This window comes from Corynebacterium lemuris, from assembly GCF_024919295.1.
Classification (GTDB): domain Bacteria; phylum Actinomycetota; class Actinomycetes; order Mycobacteriales; family Mycobacteriaceae; genus Corynebacterium; species Corynebacterium lemuris.
Genome location: NZ_JANWTC010000002.1, coordinates 378,259 through 398,382, shown reverse-complemented (window position 1 = coordinate 398,382; position 20,124 = coordinate 378,259). Strand labels below are relative to the sequence as shown.

The following is a 20,124-nucleotide window of genomic DNA, read 5'->3' as shown; positions in this document are numbered from 1 at the left end:
GCCGGGCCCCACCCGAGTAACAGCTGCACCCCGGGCACCTGGAGGGTGACCCGGGGCGGGAGGGACGTCGACAAGCAGAATTCAGAAAAAGAAGAACCGGCCGTGGCACCCACAGCCACGGCCGGCCCAGGGACATCCAGATCCCGACGTCAGAGCAAAAGGTCAGGCGAGAGGGTTGACGCCTGCGCCGAACCACCAGAGAGCGATACCGCCGGCGATGGCCAATACCAGGAAGATCCAGGAGCTGACCAGCGGGCGACGGGTCCAACTCCGCCCGTAATCCAGGGAGATGAAGCCCGGGCCGGTGAACTGGAGTGCGAGGGAGCTGCCGAGCAGGACGAGGGATAACCAGACGGAATCCGGCCAGGCGAAGACGTTGAGGCCGGCGCCGGAGGTGGTCAGTTCATGCAGGGCGGTGAATGACGTCGCGACGGTGGCGACCATCGCGAAGACGGGGGTGATCAGGCCCAGGAGGAGGAATACGCCCGCTGCCAGCTGCAGGGCCGGGATGATGATCGCCAGGCCACCCGGGGCGAGGTAACCGGCATAATCGGCTTCCAGGCCGGACAGTCCTGGGTTGCCGCCGAGACGGAAGAAGGTGCCCACGGCTTCCAGGATGAGCCACAGGCCGAGCATGACGCGGACGATCAGCAGGCCGAAGTCGATGGTGCCGCGGCGGTGGTCCGGGACATCCGTCGCCACTGCCGTGGAGCCTTGGTCATATTCGGTGGCGGTGGACACCGGAGCAGCGGCCGGGGTCGAGGTGGTGGCCATCGGAGTGATGGTGGTGGGTTGCTCCTCGGGGCGGTCGTAGGCGAAGGTCTCATTGCCGGTGTTGGCGGGCGCGGCGAAGTCCTGATCGGTGTAGGCCGGGATCTCCTGCGGGGCGGCGCGGCCGGAGCGGCTGAAAAGGCCGCCGGAGGTCTGCGGAAACTGGGCCGTGGCGGTGTCTTCACCATTGCCCTGCGCAGCGGAGGTGGCGTCCTTACGGTAGGTGGGCACGTCGTCGTATGAGCCCGCGCGGTCGGGGGTCTGGTTTTTGTCGCTCATACCGCCAGGTTAGGACAATCCAGCCACCGGGGTCGGGCTTGACCGGGCGTGCCGTGTTGCGAAAAACCTACAGATCGGTCACGGGCAGCGTGTCAGCACCTTCGCCATGGCGTCGTGCTCGGCGCGGGTGACCCAGAGCCCGTAGGTGGCCTTGACTTCGATCTGGCGGGTGATGTAGTCGCAGCGGTAGTCCTGGTTGGGCGGGAGCCAGGTGGCGGCGTCGGCGGCACCCTTCTGCCGGTTGAGGCCGGCGTCGACGGCCAGGAGGTTGAGCGGGTCGTTGGCGAAGTCCCGGCGGGTCTGTTCGTCCCAGGACTGGGCACCCTTGGCCCAGGCGTCAGCCAGCGGGACGACATGGTCGATGTCTACGAGCGCTCCCCTGCCCCGGACGAAGTTGATCGTCTCCCCGGAGAAAGGGTCCTCGAAGATGCCGGATTCGACGAGGCAGTCGCGGGTGCCGGGGCGGATGGCCACGTCGGCGAGGTCGCGCTGCAGGATGTCGTTGCGGGTGTCGCAGCCGTTGTTGCCGCCGGCCACGCGCACGTTGTCGGTCCAGGCGGAACCGAAGAGGTCGCGGTCATAGCCGGTCATGGGTGCCCGGCCCTTGACCTCCAGGGTGGCGAGCTGTTCGCTGGCGGGGGTGGCGGGGGTGTCGATAAGCTCGAGGTCGATGAGGACCAGGGTGAGGATACCCAGCAGGAGCGTGCCGAACACACTGAAAACTCGCTTCATGACGGCATCACTCTAGCAACCCCGCGCGTTGACGAAACGCATTCCCCCCGCTAGCATTGTTGACATGACAACAGGTAATGAAGACAAGGACAACTGGGCCGGCGACGCACAGAACGCCTCCCCCGACGGGGAATTCGTGCGCGACACCAACTACATCAACGACCGCATCACCGCCGAGGCACCCGCCGGTGAGCCCACCGAGCAGCCCGACGGCACCTTCCGCTGGCCGGTCGAGGCCGGGCGCTACCGTCTCGTCGCCGCACGCGCCTGCCCCTGGGCGCACCGCGCCGTCATCGTCCGCCGCCTCATGGGCCTGGAGAACGTCATCTCCCTGGGACTGGCCGGCCCCACCCACGACCAGCGCTCCTGGACCTTCGATCTCGACCCGGGTGAGGTTGACCCGGTCCTGGAGATCCCCCGACTGCAGGAGGCCTACCTCAACCGCTTCCCCGACTACCCGCGCGGCATCACGGTGCCGGCGATCGTCGAGGAGTCCTCACGGAAAGTCGTCACCAACGACTACCCCTCCCTCGTGCGCGACATGATCACCCAGTGGGGTGAGCACCACCGCGCAGGAGCCCCCGATCTGTGGCCGGCCGAGCACGTCGCGGAGATGGAGGAACTCAACGAGTGGCTGTTCACCGAGGTCAACAACGGTGTCTACCGCTGTGGCTTCGCCGGTTCCCAGGAGGCCTACGAGTCGGCCTACGACCGGCTGTGGGCGGCGCTGGACACGCTGGAGGAACGCCTGGCCACCCGCCGTTACCTGGTGGGCGACCACATCACGGAGACGGATATCCGCCTGTTCACCACCCTGGTGCGCCACGATCCCGTCTACCACGGCCATTTCAAGACCTCGCGCAACAAGATCACCGAGATGCCCAACCTGTGGGGTTACCTGCGTGAGCTCTTCCAGCTGCCCGGCTTCGGCGACACCACCGACTTCACCGAGATCAAGCAGCACTATTACATCGTCCACACCGAGGTCAACCCCACCCGGATCGTGCCGAAGGGACCGGACCTGTCCGGCTTCGCCACCCCCCACGGCCGCGAGGTACTCGGCGGGCAGCCCTTCGCCGAGGGCACGACCCTGCCCGGTGCCATGCCGGCCGGTGAGGAACTGAAGAACCCGGAGTCCTTCCAGCGCTAGGCCAGGCGGGACGCCGCAGCCGCGACACTGGCGGTGAGGCGTTCCAGCAGGTCGGATTCCAGGCGCCAGCGTTGCCAGTGGAGGGGGACCCGGAGGACGGTGGCGTCGAGAAGCACGAGTTCACCGGAATCCAGCAGGGGCCCGGCCTGCAGCTCCGGGATCAGCGACCAGCCCAGCCCCACGCGCGTGGCCTCGAGAAAACCCTCCGAGGAGGGGATCTGGGACACCGCCCGGTGGCGGCGCACGGAATCATCGATCCGGCCCTCCAGATCCGAGTCCTGCAGCGCGTCGTTGGGGCCGAAGCGCAGGGCCGGCATGGTCGCCCAGTCGAGCACGCCGTCACGGGTGTGGGCCTCGCGCAGGGCGGGGGTGGCCACCGCGCGGTAGCGCATGATCCCCAGCGGCATGGAATCGCAGCCGGAGACCGGCGTGGCCTCCCGGGTGATGGCACCCAGCACATCACCGCGGCGCAGCAGGGAGAGGGTGTGGGCCTCGTCCTCCACGTGCAGCCGCAGGGTGGCGGCCTCGAAACCGGCGACGTCGGCGAGCACCGGGCGGAACCACGTCGCCAGGGAATCGGCGTTGACCGCCACGGACAGCGGCACCCGTTCCAGGCGGCCCTGCAGCCGGGAGCGGGTCTCCGCCTGCAGCAGGGCCATGCGGCGGGCGGCCTGCACGAGGACCTGTCCGGCCTCGGTCGCGCTCGCCGGGCTGGTCCGGCGCACGAGCACGCGCCCGGTCTCCTTTTCCAGCGCCTTGATGCGCTGGCTGACCGCGGAGGGTGACACGCCGAGCACGGCGGCGGCGATCTCGAAGCTGCCTTCATCGACGATGGCGAGCAGGGTCTCCAGGTGCACCGGGTTCATGAAGCAATTCTAAACCAGCCTGAGAGAATGTAACTGGCCTTCATCACCGGGCGGGGAGAGACTGGCAGGCATGTCAATCGTGTTCGCCGGGCTGCTGCTCGGATTCTCCCTCATCGTGGCCATCGGGCCGCAGAACCTGCTGCTCATCCGCCAGGGCGCGCGCCGCGAACACGTCACCGCCGTCATCGCGGTGTGCCTGCTCTCCGACGTGGTGCTCTTCGGCCTGGGCACCCTGGGCGTGGGCGTGCTCATCGACCGCGCTCCCCTGCTGCTCGCCGCCCTGAAATGGGCCGGCGTGGCCTACCTCGCCTGGTTCGCGCTGGTCGCGCTTATCGACGCCCTGCGTCCCCCACGCCCCACCCTCATCGTCGAGGAGGAGCCACCGAGGTCCGGCGGGGGCGTGGCACTGGCCACGCGGGTACGCCAGCAGGCACCGGTGGCGACCGCCGTCATCGTCACGTGGCTCAACCCCTCCGCCTACCTCGACTCGCTGGTCATGATCGGCGGGCTGGCCAACCAGCACGGCGACACCGGCCGCTGGCTGTTCACCGGCGGTGCGCTGCTGGCCAGCCTCATCTGGTTCCCACTCATCGGCTACGGGGCCGGACTGCTCTCCGGGCCGTTGTCCAGCCCCCGCGTCTGGCGGGTGCTCAACATCATCATCGCCGTGGTCCTCGCCGGGCTGGCCTGGCGGTTGGCCACGGGTTAGTCGGCGTGGCGGCGGGAGGCCGTGGCCTTGGCCCAGATGTTGATGCCCGCGTCCCGTGCGACATCGTCGATGGCCTTGAGCTCGGCAGCCGAGAACTCCAGGTTGCCCAGGGCGTCGAGGTTCTCATCGAGCTGGGCGACACTCGAGGCGCCGATGATCGCGGAGGTCACCGTCTGCTCCCCGAACTCACCCTGCTGGCGCAGCACCCACGCAATCGCCATCTGCGCCAGGGTCTGCTCGCGTTCCTGGGCGATGTCGTTGAGCCGGGAGATCATCTCCAGGTTCTCGGCGCTGAGCATGTCACCGGACAGCGACTTGTCCGCCGCCGCCCGGGAATCAGCCGGCACGCCGCCGAGGTAGCGGTTGGTCAGCAGGCCCTGCGCCAGCGGGGAGAAGGCGATGGTGCCCACACCCGCGTCGGCGGCGGCGGTCAGCAGGGAATCGCCGTCCTCGCCCGGCTCCTCCACCCAGCGGTTGACGATGGAGTAGCTCGGCTGGTTGATGATCAGCGGGCACCCCTCCTCCGCCATGAACTCCGCGGCCTCACTGGTCAGTTCGGGGCCGTAGGAGGACACGCCCACATACAGGGCCTTGCCGGAGGCGACGATGTCACGCAGCGCGTAGAGCGTCTCCTCCAGCGGGGTGTCCGGGTCCGGGCGGTGGTGGTAGAAGATGTCCACGTAGTCCAGGCCCATGCGCTCCAGCGACTGGTCGAGGGAGGCCATGAGGTATTTGCGGGAACCGCCGAAACCGTAGGGCCCCTCCCACATGTCCCAGCCCGCCTTGGAGGAGATGATCAGCTCATCGCGGTGGGCGGCGAAGTCCTGCTTCAGCAGACGGCCGAAGTTGCTCTCCGCGGAGCCGTAGGGCGGACCGTAGTTGTTGGCCAGGTCGAAGTGGGTGACACCGCGGTCGAAGGCCCGGCGCACGATGGCGCGCTGGGTCTCCAGGGGCTTGTCATCACCGAAGTTGTGCCACAGGCCCAGCGAGATGGCCGGCAGCTTCAGGCCGGAACGACCCACCCGGCGGTAGGGCATGGTGGTGTAACGGTCAGGGGCGGGAACATAGACAGTCAACAGGAACCTACTTCAGCTTCTCGGCGATGAGCTTGTTCACCTGGGCGGGGTCGGCCTTGCCGCGGGTCGCCTTCATCACGGCACCGACGATGGCACCCGTGACCTTGGTGTTTCCGGCGCGGTACTTCTCCACGATGTCCGGGTTGGCGGCCAGGGCCTCGTCGACAGCGGCCTCGATGGCGCCGTCATCGCGCACGACCTCCAGACCACGGGCCGCGACAACCGCGTCGACGTCGCCCTCCCCGGCCAGCACACCGTCGACGGCCTGGCGGGCCAGCTTGGTGGTCAGCTTGCCTTCCTTGACCAGGGCGACGACGCGGGCGACATGCGCCGGGGTGATCGGCAGGTCAGCCAGCTCGGTGTCCTGCTCGCGGGCGGCTGCGGAAAGGTAGTTGACCCACCAGGCACGTGCCTCATCGGGGGTGGTGCCCTCCTCGACGGTGGCGAGGATGAGGTCGAGCGCACCGGCGTTGACCAGGTCGCGCATCTCGGCGTCGGCGATCCCCCACTCCTCCTGGATGCGTGCACGGCGGATCCACGGCAGCTCCGGCAGGGTGGCGCGGATCTCCTCGACCCACTCCTTCGGGGCGAGCACCGGGGGCAGGTCCGGGTCGTTGAAGTAGCGGTAGTCCTCGGCGGACTCCTTCGGACGTCCCTTGCGGGTGGAGCCGTCGAGCTCCTGGTAGTGGCGGGTCTCCTGGACGATCTCCTCGCCGTTGACGATGGCGGCGGCCTGACGCATCATCTCGTAGCGCACGGCCTGCTCGACGGACTTCAGGGAGTTGATGTTCTTGGTCTCGGTACGGGTACCGAACTCCTCCTGGCCGATCGGGCGGAGGGAGAGGTTGGAGTCCACGCGCATGGAGCCCTGGTCCATGCGGGCATCGGAGACACCGAGGGCGGCGACGAGCTCACGCAGCGCGGTGACATATGCGCGGGCGATCTCGGGGGCACGCTCACCGGCACCGATGATCGGCTTGGTCACGATCTCGATGAGCGGCACACCGGCACGGTTGCAGTCCACCAGGGAGGCGGTGGCGCCGTGGATGCGGCCGGACTGGCCACCGACGTGGGTGAGCTTGCCGGTGTCCTCCTCCATGTGGGCGCGCTCGATGTCGATGCGCCACGGGGTGCCGTCATCGAGGACGATGTCGAGGTAGCCGTCGTAGGCGATCGGCTCGTCGTACTGGGAGATCTGGTAGCCCTTGGGCTGGTCCGGGTAGAAGTAGTTCTTACGGGCGAAGCGGGAGGACTCGGCGATGGAGCAGTTCAGCGCCAGGCCGATCTTGATGGCCCATTCGACGCCCTTGGCGTTGACCACCGGCAGGGCGCCGGGCAGGCCGAGGGAGACGGGGTCGACGTTGGAGTTGGGCTCGGCACCGAAGTGGGCGGAGCTGGTGGAGAACATCTTGGTCTCCGTGGCCAGTTCGACGTGGACCTCAAGGCCCATGACGGGGTCGAACTTCTCCAGGACCTCGTCAAAGTCCATCAACTCATGAATCGCGGCAGTCATGGCAGACAGTCTAGCGCGACCCGCGTCTAGGCTCGTGCCATGGGTCTTGAGGTGAGCATCGTCCGCGGCGGCACCTCCCGCGCGGTATTCGTGAACATGTCCGATCTCCCGGACACCGGGCGGGATGAACTGTGCCTGCAACTCATCGGTTCCCCGGACCCCGTGGCTGTCGACGGCCTGGGCGGCGGGGTGTCCTCCAACTCCAAGGTGATGTTCGTCGGTCCCTCCGATTCCCCGGATGCGGACCTGGACAGTCTCTTCGCGCAGGTGGCTCCAGAGGCGACGGTCGTCGACTGGTCCGGCAACTGCGGCAACATCTCCGCCGGCATCGCGGTCTATGCTCTGTCAACCGGCCTGGTGGAGCGGCTGCCCGTGCGGGTCCGCAACCTCAACACCGGCGCCATCCTCGAGCTTTCCGGCACCGACCCGCAGGAGCGTATCGACGTCCGCTTCCTCCAGCCCGGCGGCGAGCAGACAGGCAGGATCTTCCCCCGCGGCCGGGTGTGTGAGGTCGATGGGCTGGAGGCCACCCTCATCGATGTGGCCAACCCCATCGCCATCGTGCGGGCGGCGGACGTGGCGGAGCCTTCCCTGGAACGGCTCGAACGTCTCCGGGTCGCTGCTGGGGAGACCATGGGGTTGGCCCCCTCCCCCGCCATCCCGCGGGTCGCGCTGGTGGAACCAGCTGGTGGCCACCTCAAGGTACGCATGACCTCGATGGGCCGGTTCCACCACGCGCTGCCGGCCACCGGCATCCTGGCCCTGGGTGCGGCGGTCGCGGTGGGTGGCACGGTCATCGATCTGCCCGCCCGTCCGGAAATCGTGCTGGAACACCCGAAGGGCACGGCGACGGTCTCCGCGCTCGTCGGGGACGGTCAGCTGGAGTGGGTGGCGCTGGCACGTACCGCGCGGGTCATCATGACCGGTGAGGTCCATCTCCCCTAATTATCAGGCCCGAATACGCTGCACAACACCACCAGCAGAGATCGAGAGAGTGATCCATCCCAGGAGAGTATAAAACTGGAGGAGAACATCATAGGTCTGCCCAGCGCGCGTAGAACGATCCGGGACCCAGTACTGGGAGTGGTAAAATTCAACGACGGGCACAACGGCATCCACCCCGTACATGAACGGTGCAAAACAAGGGTAATCCCGTGTACAAGTGGTGACGCTGACTAGTTCTCCCGTAGCCATCGAACGGGCAGATCCTGGGTCTCCAGGGATGAGCAGTTCGTTACTCCGGGCCCAGAAAGCGGACGACACTGAAAGTGTGAGAATCAGGGCGGCCAGCAGGATGATGCCGTTGAGCCGATAACCGTTACCGGTCAAGACATACCACACCCAAGATACCCACCGTCTGAGCCGTGAGTCTATATTTCGGATCTTTGCCTTCTGAAGCGCCAACATAACGCATCGTTCGTCTGAGCTGTTCAATGATGCCTGGTAGAAAAGTGCGAGCCGCTCATAAGGACCAGAAGAAAAAGTACGTTGTCGACTGATCCACTCGATCCGCTCATTGACACCTAGTGATGCACGACTCGATTCGCCGAACTGGTCGTAGGAAAACCCTGCCAGACTGAGCGCCCCGGATTCAGGCCACGAGTCAAAATCATCATCCAATTCATGGACGAAGGCAGAATCTAGATCAACGTCTGGTTTTCCTTTCACGCTTTTCCAGATCAGGCTACCCGCTATGTTCACTCCAGTGAAGTCAACCTCAGAGCCCTCTCCATAACAGCTGTTCTGCATATTCAGGTCGTGCCCGATAGTGGAACCCTGGAAAGAAACTATCGAGTCGGTAGTTTTCAGATCCAGATCTTGAAGACTGAAGTAATGACCGATCCGCATGGTGCTCAGTTTCATGTTTCCTGTGATAGATAATCCGCGCAAATCGACGTCTCTTGCAACTGAGAATCCTCGCGCACAAAGAGTCGCAGTTTCCGAGTCACTGGTATCTTTAATTAATAAATCCATTCGAGCCGCCGACATCCTTCCGCCCAGTGTTAATCCATCAAGCACGAGGGCAACCTTCTCAGCCACGACCCGAATTCGCTCCGCACGAAAATTGCGCATAATATGCGCTGAGTCAAGGTTCACCTGACCGGATATCTCAGTGGTTGCACCATCCTTCTGCGAACTCAGGGTAAGAGATTCACAGGTGATCTTGTCCATCTTCAAGGCAACTGCGCTCGGGTCATGCTGAACTTGCAGACCAGGGAAAATTAATGAACCTCCGAAGTCACTCCCCGTGAGCTTCATCCCTCCCTCGATATGGAGATCACGGCCCAACAACGAGGAAGAGCACTGAGCGCGTTCGAGAACGAGAGCGTAGGAATCGGGGTTCGACAGAGTCGTTGAAACCAGGTTCAACTGTCCCTCAACGGTGAGTCCTATGGCACGCACCGCTCCAGACACTTGCGCGCCACGGAGCCGAATACCTCCTGTACATCTCGCCCGCGTTAACGAGAGTGCTGTCCGTTCAGTCCTTCCTGAGGCCCTTCTCTTCTCGGATCCCTCAAGTACAGCACTATTGAGATCAAGGCGTCCCTCGATAAGAGCAAGATCAAGATCCAGTTCTCCCTGGAATCTACTCGGAGGATTTCCTTCCACCACACCCCCGTTGAGCACACCGCGAATATGAACGCGCGTTGCCAGTACTGCCGCTCCAACACCACTACCTACAACAGAATTTATTAACAATAGATCTCCATCTATTGTTGAATTAGAGAGATCGATTCCGGCGACCGTGCATTCGCGGAAGATCAATCCGGGAATAGTCACATTTCGAGCTCGGACCACCCCCTCAATCTGACAGTTAACGAACTCAATCGTCATTCGAGAGTCAATCCCCTCAAGATCGATATCCCCCTTAATGCGCAGCCCCTCAATCCTTTTGGATCGGCGTGCTTGAACATTGCTTTCAGCAAGAATTATCGCCGCGGTTTCCGAGCCCACAGTGTGGGAGTGGTTCTGTCGTATCCGCCAGGAATCACTCGGATGTGGATAGCGGTCAGGCCCGCCGCCGATGTTCTTGATATGAGGGCCAGGAAGCCTCAAATCGAGATCAGGAACCGGCCATTCCTTTATCTGGATTGATTTCAGAAGACTCAGCATTTCCATCGGCTGCTTGACGGACATCAACAGGTGATAGTCGTCTGGGTGACTGCGCAAATGGTCGCGGACCTCCAGATAACCTGCGAGATAGCTGATGTCCTTGAAATGGCCGCCAGCTTTCTCTGGATCAATTATCCCTCTCTTAGCGCGCAGCGCAATATCCACGGATGATTCAACATCGGTGTGGCTGATAAGCATTTCAAGGGTATCCGTAAATGAGCCTGTTCGTGCCTGCTCTGCGGCTAACACACGCAGTGCGTATCGACGCAGCTCGGCCTGTGACAGATGTCCCAGTAGCTCCTCATTAAATACCGCTAGGCCCTCCTCTGAAGGTTCTGGAACACCGATAGGCATGGCAAGGATATCCACACCCTGAGCTTCAGCATTAATTCGACGGAGCGCATGAGTTCCCAGTTCATGAACCGCTAGGCGTTGTACCTCAGAACGTGTGAATTCAGCTCTAGCTTTAAGCTTCAGTTCCCGTGCTCCCCCAGCCACAGAAACCCTGGCGTACATGTTGTCGACGAACCGGACGGACCACCCCTCAAAAGCCGGTTCTTTAAGCACCTCCGCGAAAATGCCTCTTACTTCATCGCGAGTGATCGTCGGCTCATCGGTAGCAACGGGTTCTGCCACCAGTTGCGTTGAAAGTGTCAGCAAAGAGGACGACGGTATGCCGTAGTCCTCGCGTGTGTGAGTATCAATGCGGTTAGCTTCGTGGGTCACCACCGCTTCGAGGTACCGCAACCGACGTCGGGTATCTTTCTCAATTACTTCAGCCCAGGCTGCGGGTAACGCCTCAAGTGATCGCAACAGTTCACCAGCTGCATAAGTAGCCTCTGCAACTTTGCTACCTACGTCCTTGTACTCGAAAACGGGGGCGATGATTTTCCCCCTGTCTAACTCTGCGATGATCCGAGAACGTTCATCACGATAGTTCTTCGGCGTCATCAAACCCGAAACCGTAGTTAGGTTGCGAAAATGTCGCAGTACCGGAATAACCTCGGCGAATTCCGGATGGGGATCCTGTACCGACAGCATGGACTCATCGTATCTGTTCAGGCCTAACCAAGACCCCTGGAGAGGCGCAACGGTCTCCGCGCTCGTCGACGGTGATCAGCTCGAGTGGGTGGCGCTGGCCCGCACCGCGCGGGTCATCATGACCGGTGAGGTCCATCTCCCCTGAGCTCGAGGAGCTGTTTCAGGGTGTCGAGGTCTCGGCCCACCGCGGCGGCATCGGCAGCAAACTGTTCATCGTCCATGTCCAACTGGCGCACGGTGAAGACGATCTCGGAGCCCTCGGGATGGACGAGCACCCGGACCGGATTATTCACCGTCCGACCGTCCGGGAGGGTGACGTCATGGTCGAGAACCCCCAGGTCATTGGTGGCGGTGAACCGCACCCGGACCTCACCCAGGTCCGTGAAACCCGCGGCCCACAGGTGCAGATTCTCCGGATCGGAGGCGAAGGAGTAGACCTGTGCCGGATCGGCGTGGATGATGCGGCTGACGTGGATGCTCCTCACTGCTTCTCCTCGAGTCGCGCCCAGACCTCGGCATAGGCCCGGGCCAGGGAATCGACCGTCTCGTGGGCGTTGAGGCCACTGGGATTGGGCACGACCCAGGTCTCCACCCCGCCGATCGGTTCCTCCTGCAGACCGACCTTCGCCTTCGGGCGGGAGAAGGCGGTGCGGTAGGCCCCGATACCGGCGATCATGATGACTTCGGGAGGGAAGCGGGTGACCTTCTCCGTTAGCTCTGCGCCACCTGCCCGGTACTCCTCCCGGCTGAGCTCAGCGGCCCCGGCGGTGGCGCGGGGGACGATGTTGGTGAATCCGAGGCCGCGGCGGTTGAGCATGGCTTCGTCCTCGGTGGCGAGGCCGTGGCGGGCGTCGACAAGCCACTCGGTGATGCCGGCGGCGTGCAGGGCCGGCCAGAAACGGTTGCCGGGGCGGGCGAAGGGGGCGTCGACCTGCTCGGAGAGCAGCCCGGGGTTGATGCCGACGATGAGCAGCCGGCAGCCGGCGAGGTTGCGGTCGTGCACCTAGCCGAACATCGCCTGGGCGGTGACCCAGCGGTCGTAGGGCACGGTCTTCAGTTCGCCCACGGCCTCCTGGAGCGGGATGTTGACGATGCGGTCCCCCTGCAGCGCCACGGTGGTGCCGAACTCGCCGCGGTGGGCCGAGCGGGTGGCGCGCACGCCGTAGCGGGTGGCCAGGACACGGTCGAAGGCGGTCGGGGTGCCGCCGCGCTGGATGTGGCCCAGCACGGTGGTGCGGACGTCATGGCCGAGACGGTCGTGGATCTCGTCGGCGATCTGCTGGCCGATGCCGGTGAACGTCTCGTGGCCGAACTGGTCGACCCCTCCGGAACGCATCTCCATGGTGCCCTCCTTCGGGGAGGCACCCTCGGCGACGACGATGATGCCGTACTTCTCCCCCATCTGGAAACGGCGCTCCATCTTCTTGCAGATCTCCGCGATGTCGAAGGGCACCTCCGGGATCACGGTGTAGTGCGCGCCGCCGGCCATGCCGGAATGCAGGGCGATCCAACCGACGTGGCGACCCATGACCTCGACGATGAGGATGCGGTTGTGGGATTCTGCGGTGGTGTGCAGGCGGTCGACGGCGTCGGTGGCCACGGCCACGGCGGTGTCGAAGCCGAAGGTGTAGTCGGTGCCGTTGACGTCGTTGTCGATGGTCTTGGGCACACCCACCACTGGGATGCCGTTGTCGGCCAACCATTTCGCGCCCTTGAGGGTGCCCTCGCCGCCGATGGGGATCAGCGCGTCGATCTGGGCATCCGCCAGGTTCGCCTTGATCTGGTCGATGCCCGCCTTGAACTTGTCCGGGTGCAACCGGCCGGTGCCCAGGATCGTGCCACCCCGCAGGAGGATGCGGTCGATGTGCTCATCGTCGTAGAGGTCGACGCGGCGGTCCTCGAGCAGGCCCACCCAGCCGTCCTCGTAGCCTACGACGGTGGAGCCGAACTCGGCGCTGGCGGTACGGACGATACCGCGGATGACGGCGTTGAGGCCGGGGCAGTCGCCGCCGGAGGTGAGGGTGGCAAGTCGCATGCGCCCCACTCTAGCCCGGCACCGGGTGATCGGCACGGAAGAACGCCACCGCCACCAGGCCCAGTCCCAGCACCGCCGCCGGCAGCAGCAGGGCGACCGCCAGGCCGGGTACGAAACCCAGTGACACGGCGCCGACCTGCATCGCGGCACCCACCCCCGCCGCACCCAGTACGGCGCCGGTCTGCCGGGCGGTGTTGTACACCCCGGAGGCCGCCCCCATGTGGGCGATCTCCACCGAACGCATCGCGGTGGCGGAGTTCGGCGCCCACACCAGCGAGTTGCCGATGCCCATCAGGACGGCGGAGAAGAGGAAGAGGTTGACGGGGGCGTCGGTAAGCATGACCCAGGCGGTGAATACCAGGGCGATGATCATGGTGGCGAAACCACCCACCGACAGCACGCGCGGGTGGATCCGGTCCGCCGCCGGGCCGATCAACGGCGAGGCCACACCCGCGACCACCGCCATGGGAACGAGCATGAGACCGGCCTGCTGAGAACTGAGCTCCCGGCCGTCCTGCAGCCACAGCATGATCGGCAGCATGATCGAGGAGACCGCGAAACCCATCGTCGCAATGGAGAAGGCACCGAGCGAGTAGTTGCGGTTGCGGAAGATCTCCAGCGGCACCAGCGCTTCGCTCCCCCGCCCCACCGCCGTGGCCTGCAGCCGGACGAACAGGACCATCAGCAGGACGCCGGCCACCAGCAGACCGACCGACCAGACCGGCCACCCCAGGCCGGGCCCCTGCTGCACCGCCACCACCACGGCGACCATGCCCGACAGGGAGACCACGACAGAGACCGGGTCGATGCGCCGGGCATAGGTGGGCAGCCGCGGCACCCACAGGCCAGCGAGAATGAAGGCGAGGATGCCGACGGGCAGGTGGACGAGGAAGACGCCCCGCCAGCCCACGGCACCGACGAGGAAACCGCCGAGCACCGGGCCGACGAGGCTGGCCACCGACCCGACCGCACCCCAGGCGCCGAGCGCCGAACCGCGTTTCTCCCGGGGGAAGACCCGGTTGATCACGCTCATCGTCTGCGGGGTGAGGATCGCCGCCCCCACCCCCTGGGCGGCACGGGCCAGGATCAGCAGCTCGAGGGTGGGCGCGAGCATTGAACCGAGGGCGGCGAGCGTGAACACGACCACGCCGATGCGGAAAAGATTGCGCTGGCCGTAACGGTCACCCAACCGGCCGGTGAACAACAGGGGCACCACCAGACAGAGCAGGTAGATCGAGGTGACCCACACGACCTGGTCGAGGCGGGCGTCGAAGGCCGCCATGATGCCGGGGGTGGCCACGGCGACGATGGTCTGGTCCAGCAGGATCATGAAGAAGCCCAGGCACAGGGCGGCCAGGGCCCGCCAGGCCTGGGGTGCGGGTAGAACGGTGCTCACGGCGAGGACTCTATCCGGGCCGGGCGCAGAACCACCACACCGCGCAGGATCGCCCACACCGAGATGAGCACCCACGTCCCCGCCAGGGCAGCCGCCGTGGTGTAGATGGACACCCGGGTGAGCAGGCCGGCCGCCACCACCAGTCCGATGGGTGCGGAGAACTGGCTGATGGCCATGAACACCGAGAACGCCCGGCCGCGCAGTCGCTCCGGGGTCTCCTCGGTGATGAGCACCATCTGCAGCGGGCCGATCAGCCCCCCGCCGAGACCCGCGACGGCCATGCCCGCCAACACCAGCCAGGAGTACTGCAGCGCGCCCATGAGCACGAAGCCCACCACGTAGAGCAGCATCGCCGTCACCCAGATCGTGCGGCGCCGGGCGGTGCCGAGTGTGGCCACCAGGGCGCCGGAGATCATCATTCCCACGGCGTAGGCGGACATCGACAACCCCAGCAGCAGCGGGGCGTCGATGGCCTGGAAGTGGGCGGGCATGAGCACTGCCAGATAGGGGCTGACCAGGGCCGCGGAGATGAGCGTGACGGCGGCGAGCAGGCGGACGGGTGCCGGGCGGATGACCTCGGCCCAGGAGCGCAGGGCGCCGAGGTCCGGGGTGTCCACGGTGACCTCCTCCTGCGGTGCCCGAACCAGGCGCAGGAGGGTGGTCAGTGCGGCGGCGAGCAGGGAACAGCCGGCGGTGATCCACAGGACGTGCCCGATGGGCAGCGCCGACATGAGGAAACCAGCCAGGGCGGGACCGAGCAGCCAGGCGGTGCCGCCGATGGACTGGTTGATCCCGGCGATGAAGTCGAGGGAGCGTCCGGAGGTGCGCGCCACGTCACCGACAAGTGCGGAGCGGGCAGCCATGCCGGGAATGTCACCGACCGCGCCGATAATGCCCAGTGCGATGAACCACGCCAGGTTCAGTCCCACCAGCTGGTCGACGAGGATCACCCCCACGATGGAGAAGCCGGAGATGATGTCCGAGATGATCGACATGGGTTTGCGCCCCAGTGTGTCGATGAGGTGCCCGCCCAGGAAGGCGAAGGCCAGACTGGGCAGGGCGATCGCGGCGGCGACGAGGCCCGCCGCTGCCGGGTCGCCGGTGCGTTCGAGCACCAGCCAGGGCCACACGATGGTGGCGACCGCGTTGCCCAGCATCGACGTCGCCGCCGATGCCAGGTAGATCCACACCATTGCCGGATTCGGGTTCACGGGGGAAAGCATATCTGTCCGTCTCACGTAGGCTGTCCGGCATGGCAATGATCGATATCAAGTCCCCTGAAAACGTCTCCACCGCGGCCGTCGTGTCGCTCGGTCTGCTCGGCGGGTGGCTCTCCGCCCGTGAGACCGGCGTCCGCCCCCTCGGCGGCGTGGTGCTGGCCGCGGCCGGTGGCTGGGCCGCCCGATCCTGGCTGGCCAAGACCAACCCCGCGACCACGGTTGCCCTGACCGGGCTCTATGTCGGCGGCTTCGGCGCCTCGCACCCCCTGGCGAAGAAGATCGGCGCCTGGCCGGCCGTCGCCGTGGTCACCGCGGTGACCGCGGGTGCGGCCTACGCACTGTCTGACGCGAAGTAGGCTAACGCGCCTCGGCGGCCTCGAGTTCGGCGTTGAACTCCTGCTTCGAGGCCTGCCACTGGTCCTCGGTCATCCCGATGCGCCAGTAACCGGAGATGGAGACATCCTCGCGCGCCACCCCGTTATCGACGAAGAGGAAGCGGCGCAGTTCCTTGATCATCTCCGCCACGCCGTGGACGAACCAGCTGGTGCGCTTCGCCGGGACCCCGGCGGAACGCACCGCGGCGGACAGTTTCGTGCCGTGGGTCGCGCCGTTGCGGGGCACCCAGTGCAGGCGAACGCCTGCCGGTTCCGGCATCTCGAAGGTGGAGGCGGCGTCCTCGATCTCGATGTAGACCTCCGCTGTGGCACCGGCAGGCAGCTTCTCGACGCCCGCCGCAATCGCCGGTGCCGCGGACTCGTCGCCGGCGAAGAGGAAGTGCTCGTACCCCTCACCCGGGCTCCAGGCACCGCCCGGCCCCAGGAAGGTGACAGTCTCCCCTACCTCAGCCCGCTGCGCCCACGGGCCGGCCAGTCCGTCGGAGCCGTGGGTGACGAAGTCGACGTCGAACCGTCCCGTCTCCGTGTTGATGCGGCGGAAGGTGTATGTGCGGGTGACCGGCCGCGGCTCGTCCTCACCTCCGAAGACCAGTTTGATGTAGTGGTCGGTGTGGGGAAGGTCCACACCGACCAGTCCGGGGGAGTCGAAGCTGATGCGGACCAGTTCGTCGGTGAGTCGTCGAACATTGGTGACGGTGGCGGTCCGCTTCTCGCGCTTTTTGCGGGTGGGGGTTGTCATGGGCGGTCTCCTGTTTCTACTTAGGATTACCTAAGCTACCAGGATCCGCCTCAACCGGCACGTCGCACATCCGGGGTGGTGGGCGAATGCGGCTCCTCCGCCCGGGCGATCAGTGCCCGCAGGTCACTGACCGAGACGGTCGCGTCATCGCTGACATGGTCAGCCACGGCGTTGCCGATGATCCGGCGGATCACCGCTCCCGTGGTTTCCTTCCGCTCCCGGGCGAGCCCGCGCAGGATGTTCAGCGTGCTGACCGGGAGCCGGACCGTGAAGGTGTCCATGGCCTCACCGGTGCGCAGGTGGGTGACCGTGTCATCGCCGGCGCCGATCCCGTCGTGCGGTTCGGTGTGCTCGTGGTACTGGGTGAAGTCGGTGCTCATTGTCCTGATCCCTTTCTGTGAGGGCCCACCCAGGATCTGTCCCATATTTTCCCTGATCAGGCCATATTTTCTGGTGTACACATATCGTATGACGCCAGCCCGCGGGAAAGATAGGGCCGTGACGGGAAGGTTACGGCAAAGAGACCGCGACGCCCTTCAGTTCTTCCGGCGGTTCACCCGCAAGCGCTCATGCAGGTTGCCGATCACCGTCATCAGGAAACCGACGGCGAAGGCAGCGAAGACCGTGCCCTCCCGCACACCGTGAAGGCCCCCCATGAGCACCAGGGAGAGCAGCGCGGAGATCGCGACGAGACTCCAGTCGAAGATCATCTTCACCCTGCTGAAAGGCGCCCGGGTGATGATCGTGATCACCGTGACCAGCCCCTCCGGCGGGGTGTAGGTCAGCCGGGGCCATACCTCCAGGTAGACACCGAGGGCGACAACGACGGCACCGACCACCGTCCACACCCACTGCATCACGTAGTTGGCGGGCTCGAGCCACCAGGTGGCGGCCATGCTCAGGTCGACGAACCAGCCGAAGAGGAAGGTCACCGGCAGCTGCAGCAGCTGGACGGGCGGGAAACGGCGGCGCAGGAGAAGGATCTCAACCACGAGAACCACCAGGCAGAACAGCACCACCCAGGTGCCGACCGTGAGCCCGGTGGCCAGTGAGAGAACCGTCGGGAGGGAACTGATCGGGGCGGTGCCCAGTGCTGCCCGCACCGTCACCGCCACGCCCAGGGACATGAGAAAGAGGCCGAGCGTGAAGATCAACGCCCGGCGCAGCTGATGGAGAATCACCGGCCCATCACGCCGACACAGAAATCAGGGAAAGAAAGTACATGTCCCTGACACTGTATCAACGGCAGGCCGTTCTACCTCCGGCCTGCCTCGTAGGCGGCGCCCACGCGGTAGAGACGTTCGTCGGCGAAGGCGGGGGCCATGATCTGCAGGCCCACCGGCAGGCCGGTGTCCGCGGCGAAACCGGCGGGCACGGACATGCCGCACAGGCCGGCCAGGTTCAGCGGCAGGGTGCACAGGTCGAAGTTGTACATCTCGACGGGGTCGGCGACCTTCTCGCCCAGCTTGAAGGCGGTGGTCGGCGTCGTCGGGGTGACCAGGACGTCGACCTGCTCGAAGGCGCGGGCGAAGTCCTGCGCGATGAGGGTGCGCACACGCTGGGCCTGCACGTAGTAGGCGTCGAAGTAGCCCACGGACAGTGCGTAGGTGCCCAGGATGATGCGGCGCTTGACCTCCGGGCCGAAGCCGGCGGCACGGGTCAGGGCCATGACCTCGTCCGCGGAGCGGGTACCGTCGTCACCGACGCGCATGCCGTAGCGCATGCCGTCGAGGCGCGCCAGGTTGGAGGAGACCTCGCAGGGCATGATCAGGTAGTAGGCGGCCAGGGCGTCATCGAAACGCGGGCAGTCCACCTCAATGATCTCGGCGCCCTGGGCGGTCAGCTGATCCAGGGAGGCGCGGTAGGACTCGAGGACGCCGGGCTGGAAGCCCTCGCGGTTGAACTGCTTGACCACACCGACCTTGAGGCCCTTGAGGTCACCGGAGGCACCCTCGCGGGCGGCGTCGACGACGCTGGCCAGCGGGCGGTTGACGGTGGTGGCGTCGAAGGGGTCGTGGCCGGCGATGACCTCGTGGAGCAGCGCGGCGTCGAGAACCGTGCGTGCGCCGGGGCCGGCCTGCTCCAGGGAGGAGGCGGCGGCGACGAAGCCGTAGCGGGAGACGGTGCCGTAGGTCGGCTTCACACCGACGGTGTTGGTCAGCGCGGCCGGCTGGCGGATGGAGCCACCGGTGTCCGTGCCGATCGCAAGGGGGGCCTGGCCGGCGGCGATCGCCGCGGCGGAACCGCCACCGGAGCCACCCGGGGTGCGCTCCAGGTCGTAGGGGTTGCGGGTCGGGCCGTAGGCGGAGTTCTCCGTGGAGGAACCCATGGCCAGCTCATCGAGGTTGGTCTTGCCCAGGATCGGGATGCCGGCCTCGCGGATCTTGCGGGTCACGGTCGCGTCATAGGGGCTGACCCAGCCCTCGAGGATCTTCGAGGCGCCGGTGGTGGGGGCGTCGGTGGTGACGATGACGTCCTTGAGCGCCAGCGGCACGCCGGCCAGCGGGGAGGCGGGGGCCTCGCCGGCGTCGAGACGCTTGTCGACGTCCTCCGCCGCCGCCAGCGCAGCCTCCGCGCCGACGTGCAGGAAGGCGTTGAGCTCGCCGTCGGTCTCCGTGATGCGGTCGAGGTGGGCCTGGGTCACCTCCCGCGAGGAGACCTCACGGGAGTGGATCTTCTCCGCCAGCTCAGCGGCGGTCAGAGAGGTCAGCCCGGAATCGGGCAGGGTGTATGTGGTCATGTCGGTGTCTACTCCTCACCCAGGATCTGCGGAACCATGAAACGGCCGTCCTCCACTGCCGGGGCCTGGTCAAGGGCCTGCTCGGCGGTCAGGGTGGGCACCACGATGTCGTCACGCATGGCGGTCGAGATCGAGTGCGGGTGGCTCATCGGCTCAACCCCCTCGGTATCGACCTTCTGCACGGCGGAGACAGCGTCGACGATATCGTCGATCTGCTCCGCGAAGAGCTTGAGCTCCTCCTCGCTCAATGCGAGACGGGACAACATGGCGAGGTGGGCGACCTCATCACGCGAAATTTCGGACACGGGGACTACATCCTTCTACGCATCGTTAAATGAACCTGCCCCA

The 20,124-nt window shown here is 65.6% G+C and carries 20 protein-coding genes; 4 read left to right on the top strand and 16 right to left on the bottom strand.

Annotation, left to right across the window (positions count from 1 at the left end; all coding sequences use genetic code 11):
• Positions 1-162: 162 nt before the first annotated feature.
• Positions 163-1,050, bottom strand: coding sequence for a DoxX family protein (locus tag NYP18_RS05230; RefSeq protein ID WP_259427114.1), 888 nt, complete (start codon positions 1,048-1,050; stop codon positions 163-165).
• Positions 1,051-1,128: 78 nt separating this feature from the next.
• Positions 1,129-1,782, bottom strand: coding sequence for an HNH endonuclease family protein (locus NYP18_RS05225; protein ID WP_439648051.1), 654 nt, complete (start codon positions 1,780-1,782; stop codon positions 1,129-1,131).
• Positions 1,783-1,846: 64 nt separating this feature from the next.
• Here NYP18_RS05225 and NYP18_RS05220 point away from each other — a divergent pair, with 64 nt between their 5' ends.
• Entirely contained in the window at positions 1,847-2,932 is a 1,086-nt protein-coding gene (locus tag NYP18_RS05220; protein WP_259427113.1) for a glutathione S-transferase family protein, read from the top strand.
• On the opposite strand, the gene NYP18_RS05215 is transcribed toward NYP18_RS05220, so the two are convergent.
• Complete coding sequence (locus NYP18_RS05215) at positions 2,929-3,798, bottom strand: LysR family transcriptional regulator ArgP (protein ID WP_259427112.1); 870 nt, start codon at positions 3,796-3,798, stop codon at positions 2,929-2,931. The genes NYP18_RS05220 and NYP18_RS05215 overlap by 4 nt on opposite strands.
• Positions 3,799-3,868: 70 nt before the next feature.
• Here NYP18_RS05215 and NYP18_RS05210 point away from each other — a divergent pair, with 70 nt between their 5' ends.
• The gene (locus NYP18_RS05210; protein WP_259427111.1) at positions 3,869-4,507 is read left to right on the top strand and encodes a LysE/ArgO family amino acid transporter; all 639 of its coding nucleotides are present in this window, start codon (positions 3,869-3,871) and stop codon (positions 4,505-4,507) included.
• Here the strand turns inward: NYP18_RS05210 and mgrA are convergent.
• Both mgrA and gatB read right to left on the bottom strand, forming a co-directional pair.
• A complete protein-coding gene (gene mgrA / locus NYP18_RS05205; protein ID WP_259427110.1) occupies positions 4,504-5,583 on the bottom strand; it encodes an L-glyceraldehyde 3-phosphate reductase in 1,080 nt (359 codons plus the stop codon). The genes NYP18_RS05210 and mgrA overlap by 4 nt on opposite strands.
• Positions 5,584-5,590: 7 nt before the next feature.
• Positions 5,591-7,096 carry an Asp-tRNA(Asn)/Glu-tRNA(Gln) amidotransferase subunit GatB gene (gatB, locus tag NYP18_RS05200; protein WP_259427109.1) on the bottom strand — a complete coding sequence of 502 codons (1,506 nt, stop codon included), beginning with the start codon at positions 7,094-7,096 and terminating at the stop codon, positions 5,591-5,593.
• Positions 7,097-7,135: 39 nt separating this feature from the next.
• Between gatB and NYP18_RS05195 the strand changes: the two genes are divergently transcribed.
• Complete coding sequence (locus NYP18_RS05195) at positions 7,136-8,041, top strand: PrpF domain-containing protein (protein ID WP_259427108.1); 906 nt, start codon at positions 7,136-7,138, stop codon at positions 8,039-8,041.
• Positions 8,042-8,044: 3 nt separating this feature from the next.
• Here the strand turns inward: NYP18_RS05195 and NYP18_RS05190 are convergent, their stop codons facing one another.
• From NYP18_RS05190 to NYP18_RS05165, 6 genes are all read right to left on the bottom strand, one after another.
• Positions 8,045-11,251 (bottom strand): tyrosine/phenylalanine carboxypeptidase domain-containing protein, encoded by a 3,207-nt coding sequence (locus tag NYP18_RS05190; protein ID WP_259427107.1) that lies wholly within the window; start codon positions 11,249-11,251, stop codon positions 8,045-8,047.
• A 116-nt stretch (positions 11,252-11,367) separates the two neighbouring features.
• Positions 11,368-11,736, bottom strand: coding sequence for an SRPBCC family protein (locus NYP18_RS05185; protein ID WP_259427106.1), 369 nt, complete (start codon positions 11,734-11,736; stop codon positions 11,368-11,370).
• Positions 11,733-12,254, bottom strand: coding sequence for a mismatch-specific DNA-glycosylase (locus NYP18_RS05180; protein ID WP_259427105.1), 522 nt, complete (start codon positions 12,252-12,254; stop codon positions 11,733-11,735). Before NYP18_RS05180 ends, NYP18_RS05185 begins: the two co-directional genes overlap by 4 nt.
• Positions 12,255-13,286 (bottom strand): 6-phosphofructokinase, encoded by a 1,032-nt coding sequence (locus NYP18_RS05175; protein WP_259427104.1) that lies wholly within the window; start codon positions 13,284-13,286, stop codon positions 12,255-12,257.
• Between the two features lie 10 nt (positions 13,287-13,296).
• Entirely contained in the window at positions 13,297-14,682 is a 1,386-nt protein-coding gene (locus NYP18_RS05170) for a DHA2 family efflux MFS transporter permease subunit (RefSeq protein WP_259427103.1), read from the bottom strand.
• Positions 14,679-15,893 carry an MFS transporter gene (locus NYP18_RS05165; protein ID WP_259427102.1) on the bottom strand — a complete coding sequence of 405 codons (1,215 nt, stop codon included), beginning with the start codon at positions 15,891-15,893 and terminating at the stop codon, positions 14,679-14,681. The genes NYP18_RS05170 and NYP18_RS05165 overlap by 4 nt, the downstream gene beginning before the upstream one ends.
• Positions 15,894-15,934: 41 nt before the next feature.
• On the opposite strand from NYP18_RS05165, the gene NYP18_RS05160 reads away from it, so the two are divergent.
• Complete coding sequence (locus NYP18_RS05160; protein WP_259427101.1) at positions 15,935-16,258, top strand: hypothetical protein; 324 nt, start codon at positions 15,935-15,937, stop codon at positions 16,256-16,258.
• 1 nt (position 16,259) lies between these two features.
• Here the strand turns inward: NYP18_RS05160 and NYP18_RS05155 are convergent, their stop codons facing one another.
• From NYP18_RS05155 to gatC, 5 genes are all read right to left on the bottom strand, one after another.
• Complete coding sequence (locus tag NYP18_RS05155; RefSeq protein WP_259427100.1) at positions 16,260-17,036, bottom strand: siderophore-interacting protein; 777 nt, start codon at positions 17,034-17,036, stop codon at positions 16,260-16,262.
• A gap of 50 nt (positions 17,037-17,086) precedes the next feature.
• On the bottom strand, positions 17,087-17,416 hold the full coding sequence (locus NYP18_RS05150) for a hypothetical protein (protein ID WP_259427099.1): 330 nt from the start codon (positions 17,414-17,416) through the stop codon (positions 17,087-17,089).
• A gap of 156 nt (positions 17,417-17,572) precedes the next feature.
• Positions 17,573-18,217 carry a YczE/YyaS/YitT family protein gene (locus NYP18_RS05145; protein ID WP_259427098.1) on the bottom strand — a complete coding sequence of 215 codons (645 nt, stop codon included), beginning with the start codon at positions 18,215-18,217 and terminating at the stop codon, positions 17,573-17,575.
• Between the two features lie 74 nt (positions 18,218-18,291).
• A complete protein-coding gene (gene gatA, locus NYP18_RS05140) occupies positions 18,292-19,776 on the bottom strand; it encodes an Asp-tRNA(Asn)/Glu-tRNA(Gln) amidotransferase subunit GatA (protein WP_259427097.1) in 1,485 nt (494 codons plus the stop codon).
• Between the two features lie 8 nt (positions 19,777-19,784).
• The gene (gatC, locus tag NYP18_RS05135) at positions 19,785-20,081 is read right to left on the bottom strand and encodes an Asp-tRNA(Asn)/Glu-tRNA(Gln) amidotransferase subunit GatC (protein WP_259427096.1); all 297 of its coding nucleotides are present in this window, start codon (positions 20,079-20,081) and stop codon (positions 19,785-19,787) included.
• Positions 20,082-20,124 lie beyond the last annotated feature (43 nt).